Origin of the sequence: Herbidospora cretacea (genome assembly GCF_001570605.1) — a bacterium.
Taxonomy (GTDB): domain Bacteria; phylum Actinomycetota; class Actinomycetes; order Streptosporangiales; family Streptosporangiaceae; genus Herbidospora; species Herbidospora cretacea.
In genome coordinates this window covers 214,207-227,995 of record NZ_BBXG01000001.1, presented here as the reverse complement: position 1 = coordinate 227,995, position 13,789 = coordinate 214,207, and the positions used below count along the sequence as shown (strand labels likewise).

Genomic DNA, 13,789 nt, shown 5'->3' with positions numbered 1-13,789 from the left:
TTTCGCTTTTCACACCTATCGCCATTTCGCGAATTTCGTTCGCAACGTTATGTGGCGGCAGATCTGGCCAACAACCCCTACGCACCCCTGCCGGCCCCGTCCTCTACCTGCGAGAACAGCGACCGGCAGGAATAGCGCCGAATAGCGAATCAATAGCGCTTGCTATTTTCCGAGCTCCCCATTGATTAATGCGAACAGCTCGTCGTCGGACGCGTCGTCGAACGTCGCCGCGCCGCCGCCCGCCCCGGCGGAGCCGGTCCAGCGCGACATCAGCGCCTGGAGCCGGAGGGTGATCTTGGTACGGGTCAGCGTGTCCGGCTCGGCCGAGGCGAGGGCGTCGTCGAGCCGGTCGAGCTCGGCCAGCACGGTCGCGCCGTCCGACTCGTCCGGCAGCAGCGTGGTCTTCAGCAGCCCCACGAGGGCCTGCGGGGTCGGATAGTCGAAGATCAGGGTGGCCGGGAGCTTCGCGCCCGTGGCCGCCCCGAGCCGGTTGCGCAGCTCGACCGAGGTGAGCGAGTCGAACCCGAGCTCCTTGAACGGCCGCGAGAGCGCGATCTCCCCCGACCCCGTGTGCCCGAGCACCGCCGCGACCTGGGCGAGCACGGCGTCGACCAGGATGCGCTCCCGCTCGGCGGGCTGCGCCTCGGCGAGCCGGGCCGCCAGGTTCGCCGTGTCGTGCCCGGGGTCGGTGGCGAACCCGCTGATCAGCGGGCTCTTCCGGGTCACGGTGTACGCGGGGGCGAAGACGTCCCAGTCGACGTCGGCCACGACGAGGTGGGTCTCGTCGTCGTCGAGCGCCCGCTGGAGCGCCGCCAGCGCCCGGACCGGCGCGAGGGGGCGCACGCCGCCCCGGCGCATCCGGACCGCCTTCCCGCCGTCGGCCATGCCGCCCTCGTCCCAGGGACCCCAGGCGATCGAGGTGGCGGTCAGGCCGCGCTCCCGGCGGTCGCGGGCGAGGGCGTCGAGCGCGGCGTTGGCAGCGGCGTAGTTGCCCTGGCCCGCCACGCCGAGAGTGCCCGCGAAGGAGGAGAACAGCACGAACGCGTCGACGTCCCCGGCGAGCTCGTCGAGGTGCCGCGCGGCGTCGGCCTTGGCCCGCATGACCGTGGCCAGCCGCTCGGGCGTGAGCGACTCGACGACGCCGTCGTCGAGCACCCCGCCGGCGTGGAAGACGGAGGTGACGTCGTGCTCCCGGAGCAGCGCCTCGACCTGCGCCCGGTCGGAGACGTCGCAGGCGGCGAGAGTGACCCTGGTGTCCAGCCCGGCGGCGAGCTCGGCCGCGCCGGGCGCGTCCGGGCCCCTACGGCTGACGAGCAGCAGGTGCTCCGCGCCGTTCTCCGCCAGCCATCGGGCGACGTGCCCGCCCACCGCCCCGGTTCCGCCGGTGATCAGGGTGGTGCCGGTGGGACGCCAGGCGCGTACCGGAGAGGAGGCGGCGGGCCGCACCAGGCGGCGCGCAAGTGTGCCGCCTCCGGTGAGGGCGACCTGGTCCTCCCCGGACGTGAGCGCGGCGGCCAGCCGGGCGGGGTCGGGATCGCCGGGCAGGTCGACGAAGCCGCCCCAGCGCTCGGGGTGCTCCAGCGCGGCGACCACGGCGAGCCCCCAGACGGCGTCGCCCCGCTGACCGGTCCGGGTCGCGACCCAGAGGGGGGCGCTCATGCCCGCGTCACCCAGGGCCTGGACCAGCGCGAGCGTGTCCGCGAGCGGGCGGCCGTCCAGGGCCAGCGTCGACAGGACGCCGTCGAAGGGGGTGCCGTCGAGGCCGCGCAGGGCCACGGCGGTGGCCTCCCGGCCGTCCGCCGCCGGGAGGGCGACGACCCGGCCGCCCTGCGATTCGAGGGCGGCGGTGAGGCCGTGGTCGGGGCCGACCAGGAGCCAGGTCCCGGGAGCAGCCGTGGCGGCGGGGGCGATCTCCGTCCAGCGCACGTGGTAGCGCAGGCCGTCGGCGGCGGAGTGGTCGCGGTGCCTTCTCCGGTACGCCGCCAGCGACGGCAGCAGCGCCCCCAGCGTCTCGTGGTCGTCGAGGGCCAGCGCCCCGGCCAGGGCGTCGACGTCGCCGCGGTCGACCGCGTCCCAGAAACCTTCGTCGGCGGTGTCCGCGCGGCGCGGGGTGGTCCCGGGCCAGTAGCGGCGGCGTTCGAAGGCGTAGGTCGGCAGGTCGGTCAGCCGGGCCCCGGGAAGGACGGCGGCCCAGTCGGGGCCGCGGCCGTGGGAGTGGAGACGGGCGACGGCGGCCAGCAGGGTGGCCGCCTCGTCGCGGTCGCGCCGGGACGTGGCGATCAGGGCCGCCTCGTCCTCCAGGCAGTCGGCGGCGGCCGCGGTGAGGATGCCGTCGGGCCCGATCTCCAGGTACGCCGTCACCCCCTGGTTCTCCAGCGCGCGCACCGTGTCGAGGAACCTGACCGGCTCCCTGACGTGGCCGACCCAGTAGTCGGCGTCGCGGCCCCCCTCGAAGGGGATGGCGGGTTCGTGGAAGGTGAGGGTCTCGGCGACCCGGCGGAAGTCCGCCAGCATCGGGTCCATCAGCGACGAGTGGAACGCGTGGGAGACGGAGAGCCGCTTGGTCTTCTCGAACCGCGCGGCCTCGGCCAGCACCACGTCTTCGGGCCCCGAGATGACCACGGACCGAGGCCCGTTGATGGCGGCGATGTCGACATTTCCCGAAATTTCGCCTGGCGTGGCCTGTATGGCGACCATCGCCCCACCGACCGGAAGGGCCTGCATCAACGAGCCCCGCGCGTTGACGAGCACGCAGGCGTCTTCCAGAGACAGCACCCCGGCCACATGAGCGGCGGCGATCTCACCGATCGAGTGACCGGCGACGTGGTCGGGCCGGATGCCCCACGACTCGACCAGCCGGTAGAGCGCCACCTCGAAGGCGAAGATCGCCGGCTGGGTGTGACCGGTGTCGTCGAGCCCCTCGCCGCTCTCCACCACCCGGCGGAGGCCGGGGTCGAGCAGGTCGAGCACGGCGTCGTACGCCTCGGCGAAGACGGGGAAGCGCGCGTAGAGCCCCTCCCCCATCCCGGGCCGCTGCGCGCCCTGACCGGTGAACAGGAACGCGAGGGTGGACGCGGCAGGCGCCTCCTCGGCGAGCCCGCTCTCGGCGAACGCGCTCAGCAGCGCGGCGGCCTCGGCGTGATCGCGCGCGACCACCGAACCCCGCCGCTCCAGCGGACTCCGCCCGGTGGCCAGCGTGAACGCGACATCAGCCAGCGGAACCGCCGCACCGGCCACGTGGGCGGCGAGCCGCCGCGCCTGCTCCCGCAGCGCCTCGTCGGTCCGGGCCGAGAAAACCAGGGGCACCGGCCCGTCGGCCGAAGTCGGGCGAGTTGGCACAACCTGCGCCACGGGGCCGTCGACCGACTGCGGGATGGCCAAGGGGTTCGGTCGCGCCGGGGCGTCGCTCCCCTCCGCCTGTGGCGAAGGGGCTGGCGCGGCTTCGAGGATGGTGTGGGCGTTGGTGCCGCTGAAGCCGAACGACGAGACCGCCGCGCGGCGTGGGCGGCCGGTCTCCGGCCAGGGGGTCGTCTCGGTGACGAGTTCGACGGCGCCCGCCGACCAGTCGACGTGGGGGGTGGGCTCGTCCACGTGCAGGGTCCTGGGCAGGACGCCGTGGTCCAGGGCCAGGACCATCTTCATGATGCCGGCGATGCCGGCGGCGGCCTGGGTGTGGCCGATGTTCGACTTGATCGAGCCGAGCAGGAGCGGTTCGGCGCGGTCGCGGCCGTAGGTGGCCAGCAGGGCCTGGGCCTCGATCGGGTCGCCCAGCATCGTGCCGGTGCCGTGGGCCTCGACCGCGTCGACGTCCTCAGTCGTGAGGCGGGCGTTGGCGAGGGCCTGGCGGATGACGCGCTGCTGCGACGGGCCGTTGGGCGCGGTCAGGCCGTTGGACGCGCCGTCCTGGTTGACGGCCGAGCCGCGCACCACCGCGAGGACCCGGTGGCCGTTGGCGACCGCGTCGGAGAGCCGTTCGACCAGCACGACCCCGGCGCCCTCGCCCCAGCCCGTGCCGTCGGCCGCCCCGGCGAACGCCTTGCAGCGGCCGTCGGCGGCGAGCCCGCGCTGGCGGGAGAACTCGATGAACGCCCCCGGCGTCGACATGATCGTGACGCCGCCCGCGAGGGCCAGCGAGCACTCGCCCTGCCGCAGCGCCTGAACCGCGAGGTGCAGCGCGACCAGCGAGGCTGAGCAGGCGGTGTCGACGGTCACGGCCGGGCCCTCGAACCCGAACGCGTAGGACAGCCGGCCCGACACGACGCTCGCCGCGTTGCCGGTGCCCAGGTAGCCCTCGACCCCTTCCGCGTGGGCGGCGAGGTTCACGTAGTCCTGGCCGTTGGTGCCGACGAACACGCCGGTGCGCGACTCCCGCAGCGCCGCCGGGTCGATGCCCGCGCGCTCCATCGCCTCCCACGAGATCTCCAGCAGGAGCCGCTGCTGCGGGTCCATCGCCAGCGCCTCGCGCGGGGAGATGCCGAAGAACGCGGCGTCGAAGTCGGCCGCGCCGGTCAGGAAGCCGCCCTCCCGGGCGTAGGAGGTGCCCGGATTGTCGGGGTCGGGGTGGTAGAGCGCGGCCACGTCCCAGCCCCGGTCGTCGGGGAAGCCGGTGACGGCGTCCCGCCCGTCGAGCAGCAGCCGCCACAGGTCGGCGGGCGTCTCGACCCCTCCGGGGAAGCGCAGGCCCATGCCCACGATCGCGATCGGCTCGTCGTCGGCGCTGATGACGACGGTCTTGGTCTCCGTACGGCTGCCGCCGCCCATCTCGGCCGTCAGGTGGGCGGCCAGCGCGGCGGGCGTCGGGTGGTCGTAGATCAGCGTCGGCGGCAGGGCCAGGCCGGTCACCACCGACAGCCGGTTCCTGAGTTCGACGGCCGTGAGCGAGGTGAACCCGAGCGCCTTGAACGCCTTGCCGGGCTCGACCTCGTCGGCGGAGGCGTGCCCGAGCGCGGCGGCGACGGTCTCCCTGACCAGTCCGAGCAGGTCCTTCTCGCCGGACGGCCCGGCGGCGGCGCGGGGCGCGGTCCCGCCGAACGCCGTCAGGAGCGGAGACGGCCGGGTGGCGGTGAAGGCGGGCGCGAACCGCTCCCAGGCGACGTCCACGACCACGGGCGTCACGTCGCCCCGGTCGAGCGTGCGCTGGAGCGCCCGGATCGCCAGGTCGGCCGGCATGGGCGGCAGTCCGCCCCGGGCCATCCGGTCGGCGAGCGCGGTGGCCATGCCGCCCTCGGCCCACGGGCCCCAGGCGATCGACGTGGCCGGGAGCCCGGCGCCCCTGCGGGCCTCGGCGAAGGCGTCGAGGTAGGCGTTGGCGGCGGCGTACCCGGCCTGCCCGGCGGAGCCGATCGCCCCGGCTAGCGAGGAGAACAGCACGAGGTCGGTGAGGTCCCCGGCGAGGTCATGCAGGTTCCGGACCGCGGTGCGCTTGGCCCGCAGCACGGTCTCCAGCCGTTCGGGGGTGAGCGCGGAGACGACCCCGTCGTCGAGCACCCCGGCCGTGTGGAACACCGCCTCCACGGGATGGGCGGCCAGCAGCGCGGCGAGCGCGTCCCGGTCGGCCGCGTCGCAGGCCACGACGGAGACCTCGGCCCCCAGCTCGGTCAGTTCCGCGGCCAGGTCGGCCGCGCCCGGCGCGCCGGGCCCGCGCCGCCCGGCGAGCACCAGACGGCGTGCCCCCCGACCGGCGAGCCAGCGCGCGACCTGGCCGCCGAGAGCACCCGTACCGCCCGTGACCAGCACGTTCTCCGGCGACCGCCAATCCCCGGCGGGACGGTCGCCCGCCCGGGTGAGCCGCCGCCCGAAGACCCCGGAGGCCCGGACGGCGACCTGGTCCTCGGCTCCGGCGAGCACGGCCGGAACCCGGTCGGCGCAGCCGGCGGCGACGTCGACGAGCCCGCCCCAGCGGTCGGGGTGCTCCAGCGCGACGACCCGGCCGAACCCCCAGATCGAGGCCTGGTCGGGGTCGAGCGCGGCCCGCTCCTCCGTCCGCACGGCGACCGCCCCGGAGGTCAGGCACCACAAGGGGGCCGGGATTCCGGCCTGGACGAGCGCCACGGTGTCGGCGAGGCTCGTCAGCGTCGACACGACCCCGGCGAACCGGCCTTCGGGGATCCCGTCTCCGAAGGCGGCGGCCACGACGGTGGCCCCCTGCTCCCGCAGCGCCTCGGCCACCTCGGGTTCCGTCCCGTCATGGACGACGAGCCACGTCCCGGTCACCCGGCCCGACGCTTCGACGGGCGCCCAGGTGACGTCGTACCGCCAGGCGTCGAGCCGGTCACGGGTCCGGCGGCGGCGGTGCCAGTCGGCGAGGGCGGGCAGCACCCCGGCGACCTGCTCGGCCGGCAGGTCCAGCTCGGCGGCCAGGCCCTCGGCGTCGTCCCGGGTGACCGCCGACCAGAACGCGCCGTCGGCGGCGACCGCCTCGGGGACCGGCTCCAGCCAGTGGCGTTCGTGCTGGAACGCGTAGGTCGGCAGGTCGACGCGGGAGCCCTGCTCGAACGACTCCGGCCAGCCGCCGTCGACCCCGCGCACCCAGAGCGCGCCGAGCCCGGCGGTGAGCGCGGCGACCTCGCCGGTCCCCCGCTGGAGCGGCACGGTGTCGCCGTCGACCATCGGCGTCAGCACCGCATCGGGCCCGACCTCGGCGAACACCGTCACCCCGGCGGCCTTGAGCCGCTCGATCGTGTCGTGGAACCGCACGGCGTCGCGGACGTGCCGGACCCAGTAGCCGGCGTCCCGGCCGCCCTCGAACGGAAGGGTGGGCTCGTGGTAGGTGAAGCCTTCGCAGACCTGCCGGAACTCCTCCAGCATGGGGTCCATCAGGCGGGAGTGGAACGCGTGGGAGACGTTCAGCCGCTTGGTCTTCTCGAACCGCGCCGCCTCGGCGAGCACGACGTCTTCCGGCCCCGAGATGACGACGGACCGGGCGCCGTTGATGGCCGCGATGTCGACATTTCCCGAAATTTCGCCCGGCGCGGCTTGTATGGCGACCATCGCCCCACCGGGGGGAAGCGCCTGCATCAACGAGGCCCGTGCGGTCACCAGCGCGCAGGCCTCCTCCAGCGACAGCACCCCCGCCACATGCGCGGCGGCGATCTCCCCGATCGAGTGCCCCGCCACGAAATCGGGGACCATTCCCCACGACTCCAGCAGCCGGAACAGCGCCACCTCGAAGGCAAAGGTCGCAGGCTGCGTGTACGCCGTCTCCCCCAGCCCCTCCCCCGAGAGGATCACCGAGGGCACCTCGGGAGCGAGATGAGCACAGACCGCATCGAACGCGGCGGCGAAAACCGGGAACGCCTCCCGAAGCTCCGCCCCCATCCCCACCCGCTGAGCCCCCTGCCCGGTGAACAGAAAGGCCACCGCCCCATCGACACGCCTGCCGACAGCCAGGCCTCCATCCGCCAACGCCTGGAGTTCGGCGATCGAGGAGACCATCGCCCGGTGGTCGAACGCCGACCGTCCCAGCAGCGACGTCGCCACGTCGGCCCACGGCGCGTCGAGCGAGAGCAGCCGAGCGGCCTGCGCCCGGACCGCCTCCGGAGACGCGCCCGAGATCCGCCACGGCAGCGCCGGGCGGTCGGCCGCAGCCAAGCCCGGGGCCATGCGATCAGCGGAGGCTGGGTGTCCGGGGGCGGTGGCTTCGGGGGCCTCTTCGACGATGACGTGGGCGTTGGTGCCGCTGAAGCCGAACGACGAGACGCCCGCCCGGCGCGGTTCGCGGCCGCGTTCCCAGGCCACCGGCTCGGTGAGGAGTTCGACCGCGCCCGACTCCCAGTCGACGTGGGGTGACGGCTCGTCCACGTGGAGGGTCCGGGGCAGCATGCCGTGGCGTAGTGCCATGACCATCTTGATGACGCCGCCGACGCCCGCCGCCGCCTGCGTGTGGCCGATGTTCGACTTCAATGAGCCCAGCCACAGCGGCTTCTCGCGGTCCTGGCCGTAGGTGGCGAGGACTGCCTGGGCCTCGATGGGGTCGCCCAGGGTGGTGCCGGTGCCGTGGGCCTCCACGGCGTCGACCTGCCCGGGGCGGAGTCCCGCGCCCGCCAGCGCCTGGCGGATCACCCGCTGCTGCGAAGGGCCGTTCGGGGCGGTCAGGCCGTTGGACGCGCCGTCCTGGTTGACGGCCGAACCGCGCACCACGGCCAGGACCGGGTGACCCTTCTTCACAGCGTCGGACAGGCGTTCGACGAGGAGTACGCCGACGCCCTCCGACCAGCCGGTGCCGTCCGCCGAGGCGGCGAAGGGCTTGCAGCGGCCGTCGGGGGCCAGCCCCCGCTGACGGCTGAACTCCAGGAAAGCCCCAGGCGTGGCCATCACCGTCACGCCGCCCGCCAGGGCCATCTCGCACTCGCCCTGCCTCAGTGCCTGGACAGCCAGGTGCAGCGCCACCAGCGAGGAGGAACAGGCCGTGTCGACGGTGACCGCCGGGCCCTCCAGTCCGAAGGTGTAGGCGATCCGGCCGGACGCCACGCTGCCCGAGGTGCCGGTGCCGAGGTAGCCCTCGACGCCCTCGGGGAGCGCGCCGGGCCGGGTGGCGTAGTCGTGGTACATGACCCCGGCGAACACGCCCGTGCGGGAGCCCTTCATCGTGTGCGGGTCGATGCCGGCCCGTTCAAGGGCCTCCCACGACGACTCCAGGAGCAGCCGCTGCTGCGGGTCCATGGCGACGGCCTCACGGGGGGAGATGCCGAAGAAGCCCGCGTCGAAGTGGCCCGCGTCATACAGGAAACCGCCCTCGCCCGTGTGGGAGGAGCCCTCGGCGTCGCCGTCGCCCTGGAGGGCGGCGAGGTCCCAGCCCCGGTCGGCGGGGAAGGCGGAGATGCCGTCGCCACCGGAGGCGACCAGCCGCCACAGGTCCTCGGGCGACCGCACGCCACCGGGATAACGGCAGGCCATGCCCACGATCGCGATCGGCTCATCCGCCGTCTTCGTGACGGTCTCGGCCGACGGGGTCACGGCTCCGGCCAGATGACCGGCCAGCGCGGCCGGGGTCGGGTAGTCGAAGATCAGGGTGGCGGGCAGGCGCAGGCCCGTCGCCGCGCCGAGGCGGTTGCGCAGTTCCACGGCCGCCAGGGAGTCGAACCCGAGGGCGGAGAAACGGCGCTCCGGGTCCACCGCCTGCGGTCCCGCGTGGCCCAGGACGAGCGCGGTCTGGGTGCGGACCAGGTCGAGGACCCCGGCCGCGTCCAGGCCGGTCGCCGACACGGCCGAGGCGGCGCTCCGCTGCCGGGCCGGCCGAACCAGGGCCCGCAGCATCGGCGGGACGGGACCGCCCGGGTGCGGGTCGAGCTTGATCGGGACCAGCAGCGCCTCCGGCGCGGCCAGCGCGGCGTCGAACAGGGCCAGGCCCTCCGCCGAGGTGAGCGCGGTGGCTCCGGCTCGGGTCATCCTGCCGGTGTCGAGGTCGGCGGTGAGGCCGCTGCGCTCCTCCCACAGCCCCCACGCGAGCGAGACGGCGGGCAGGCCCGAGGCGCGGCGGTGCTCGGCCAGGGCGTCGAGGGCGGCGTTGGCGGCGGCGTAGTTGCCCTGCCCCGGGTTGCCGAACACCCCGGCGGCCGAGGAGAAGAGCACGAACAGGTCGACGTCTCCGGCGAGTTCGTGCAGGTTGACGGCGGCCTGGACCTTGGGACGCCAGACCGTCTCCAGGCGTTCGGGGGTGAGCGACTCGACGACCCCGTCGTCGAGCACCCCGGCGGCGTGCACGACCCCGCGCACCGGATGCTCAGCCAGCAGCGCGGACAGCGCGGCGCGATCGGCGACGTCGCAGGCCCGCATCGTCACATGAGCGCCCAGGCCGGTGAGCTCCTCGACGAGCGCCGGCGCCCGACCCGACCGGCTGACCAGCACCAGGTCGGTCACGCCGTGGGCGGTGACGAGGTGCCGGGCGACGAGGCCGCCGAGGGTCCCGGTCGCGCCGGTGATCAGTACGGGACCGTGGATCCGCGGCGTGTCCGCGCCGGTGGCCCGCACGAGCCGGGGGGCGGTGGCCGCGCCGTCGCGGACCCGCACCTGCTCCTCACCCGTGCGCAGCGCGAGCTCGACGTCGTCGCCGTCCACGAGGACGAACCGCCCGGGGTGCTCCGACTGGGCCGAGCGCACCAGGCCCCAGATCCCGGCCCGGTCGAGGTCACCGCCCTCGACGGGGGCGACCACGGCTACCAGGCCGTCGCGGGGGATCTCCTCCTGGACGATCGCGAGCGCCTCCGCCACGTCACGCGGCCGGACGATCCGGGCCTCGACCGGCTGACCCGTGGCCGGGACCGGGGTCCATTCCACGGTCAGCAGGTCGTCCCGCCGCCGGGCGAGCGCGCCGGAGGGCAGCGCCCGCAGGGTGAGCGCGCCGACGCGGGCGACGGGCACCCCCGACGCGCTGTCGAGCGCGATGGACACGGTGTCCGGGCCGGCAGGGCTGATCCGCACGCGGAGCCCGGCCGCGCCGGTGGCGTGCAGGGCGACGTCGGACCAGGAGAACGGCAGCATCGGGCCGTCCGAGGTGATCGCGCCGAGGCCGATCGCGTGCAGCGACGCGTCGAGCAGCGCCGGGTGCAGGCCGAAGGTGGCGGTGTCGCCGCCGAAGGCGACCTCGGCGTAGACGTCGCCGCCGGCGCGCCAGGCGGCGGTCAGGCCGCGGAAGGCGGGGCCGTAGCCGAACCCGGCGTCGGCGAAGGCGTCGTAGAAGCCGTCGAGATCGACGGGCTCGGCGTCCGCCGGGGGCCAGGCGATGGCCTGCGGGACGGTCGCGCCGGAGGTCAGGACGCCGGTGGCGTGCCGCGTCCACGGGTCGTCGCCGAGCTGGCCGTGGATCTGGAAGGCCCGGCGGCCGTGGCCGTCGGGGGGCTCGACGGACACCTGGATCCGGACCTGCCCGTCGAGCACCACCGGGGCCTCGATGGTCAGGTCCTCGACGAGGTCGCATCCTGCCTGGTCACCGGCCCGCACGGCCAGCTCGACCAGCGCCGCGCCCGGCAGCAGCACCACCCCGTCGACGGCGTGGTCGGCCAGCCACGGATGGGTCCGGACCGACAGGCGGCCGGTGAACAGCAGGCCGTCCGACCCCGCGACGGAGGTCGACGCGGCCAGCAGCGGGTGACCGGTCGCGCCCAGACCGGCCGAGGCGACGTCGCCCGCCCATCCCTCGGGGGCCTGCAACCAGTAGGGCTCCCGCTGGAACGGGTAGGTGGGCAGCTCGACCAGCCGCGCCCCCGGGAAGAAGGGCGCCCAGTCGACGCGGCACCCGTCGGCGTGCAGCCGGGCGAGCCCCTCGGCGATCGAGGCGACCTCGCGGCCCGCCCGCACGGCGGGCACCCACAGGTGGTCGCCCTCGACGCACTCCTGACCCATCGCGGTCAGCACGGCCTCGGGCCCGATCTCGACGAACCGGGTCGCCCCCTCGGTCTCCAGCCGCCGCACGGCGTCGGCGAAGCGCACGGCGTCCCGGACGTGAGCGGTCCAGTAGTCGGGCGAGGTGACGTCGCCCGAGGTCACGACGGGGATCTCCGGTGGGTTGAACGTCAGGCCGCCGATCGCGGCCCGGAACGCGCCGAGCATCGGCTCCATGAGGCGGGAGTGGAAGGCGTGGGAGACGTTCAGCCGCTTGGTCTTCTCGAACCGGGCGGCCTCGGCGAGCACGGTGTCCTCAGGTCCGGAGATGACCACGGAGCGGGGCCCGTTGACGGCCGCGATGTCGATATTTCCCGAAATTTCGCCTGGCGTGGCCTGTATGGCGACCATCGCCCCACCACGCGGCAGCGCCCCCATCAGCGCACCGCGCGCGGCCACCAGCGTGGCGGCGTCGTCGAGCGACAGCACCCCCGCGCAGTGCGCGGCGGCGATCTCGCCCACGGAGTGCCCGGCCAGGAAGTCCGGCCGCACGCCGAGATGCCGCATCAGCCGGAACAGCGCGACCTCGAAGGCGAACAGCGCGGCCTGCGTGAACGCCGTCTCGTCCAGCCCCTCACCGCTGGCGATCACCTCACGCAACCGCCCGAGCCCACCCGCCGTGAACGCCGGATCCTTACCTGCGCCAGCGGCGGCCAGCGCATCCACGGCCGCGTCGAAGGCCTCCCCGAACACCGGGAAAGCCTCGCGGAGTTCCGCGCCCATCGCCGCGCGCTGGGCGCCCTGGCCGGTGAACAGGAAGGCCAGGCCGCCCTGGGCCGCCTTCCCGCGCACGGCGGTGGCGTCGAGCGAACCGAGGAAGACCGCCCGGCGCTCCAGCGCGGCCCGGCCGGTCGCCAGGGTGAAGGCGACGTCGGCGGCGCGGACGTCCGGGTGGTCGTGCAGGAAGGTCTTCAGGCCGTTGAACTGGGCGTCCAGCGCCTCGGGGGTGCGGGCGGAGACGACCCACGGGACCACGGGGCCCTCGGCGGTCTCGGGCTCGTCGAGCGGGGGGGCCTGCTCGATGATGACGTGGGCGTTGGTGCCGCTGAAGCCGAAGGACGAGACGCCCGCCCGGCGGGGGCGGCCCGTCTCGGGCCAGTCGACCGCCTCGGTGAGCAGGCGGGCGTTGCCGGCCGTCCAGTCGACGTGGGGGCTGGGCTCGCCGGCGTGCAGGGTCCGGGGCAGCACGCCGTGGCGCATCGCCTCGACCATCTTGATGACGCCGCCGATGCCGGCCGCCGCCTGCGTGTGGCCGATGTTGGACTTGAGGGAGCCCAGGTAGAAGGGCAGGATCCGGTCCTGGCCGTACGTGGCGAGGAGGGCCTGGGCCTCGATCGGGTCGCCGAGGGTGGTGCCGGTGCCGTGGGCCTCCACCGCGTCCACGTAGGAGGCGGCGAGCTGGGCCGAGTCGAGCGCCTGGCGGATGACCCGCTGCTGGGAGGGGCCGTTCGGGGCGGTCAGGCCGCTGGAGGCGCCGTCCTGGTTGACGGCCGAGCCGCGGACCAGGGCGAGGATCGGGTGGCCGTTGGCCAGCGCGTCGGAGAGGCGTTCGACCACGACCACTCCGGCGCCCTCGCCCCAGCCGGTGCCGTCGGCGTCGGCGGAGAAGGCCTTGCAGCGGCCGTCGGAGGCCAGGCCGCGCTGACGGGAGAACTCGATGAAGGCGGCGGGCGTGGCCATCACGGTCACGCCGCCGGCCAGCGCCAGCGAGCACTCGCCGCGCCGCAGCGCCTCGACCGCCAGGTGCAGGGCGACGAGCGAGGAGGAGCAGGCGGTGTCGACGGTGACGGCCGGGCCCTCCAGCCCGAAGGTGTAGGAGAGGCGGCCGGAGACGACGCTGCCGGCGTTGCCGGTGCCGAGGTAGCCCTCGACGCCGTCGGGGACGGCGTTCAGGCGGGTGGCGTAGTCGTGGTACATCACCCCGGCGAACACGCCGGTCGGCGAGCCCTTCAGGGAGTGGGCGTCGATCCCGGCCCGTTCGAGGGCCTCCCACGACACCTCCAGCAGCAGGCGCTGCTGCGGGTCCATCGCCAGCGCCTCGCGGGGCGAGATGCCGAAGAACTCGGGGTCGAACTCCTCCGCGCCGTGCAGGAAACCGCCCTCGAAGGAGTAGGAGGTCCCCTGGTGGTCGGGGTCGGGGTGGTGCAGCGCGGCCAGGTCCCAGCCCCGGGTCTCCGGGGGCAGGGTGATGCCCTCGCGGCCCTCGGACACGAGCCGCCACAGGTCGCCGGGCGAGCGCACGTCACCCGGGTAGCGGCAGCCCATGCCGACGATCGCGATCGGCTCCCTGTCGGCGGCCTCGAACTCCTGGAGGCGGCGGCGGGTCTGGTGCAGGTCGGCCGTCACCCGCCGGAGATAGTCACGGAGCTTGTCCTCGTTAGACATGGGAACCCTCTGCGATCGTCGGGGT

General features: G+C 74.7%; 1 protein-coding gene. It reads right to left on the bottom strand.

What is annotated here, in order from left to right; translation table 11 throughout:
• Nucleotides 1-162: 162 nt before the first annotated feature.
• A complete protein-coding gene (locus AW270_RS00680) occupies nucleotides 163-13,764 on the bottom strand; it encodes a type I polyketide synthase (protein WP_061289085.1) in 13,602 nt (4,533 codons plus the stop codon).
• Between the last annotated feature and the right edge of the window lie 25 nt (nucleotides 13,765-13,789).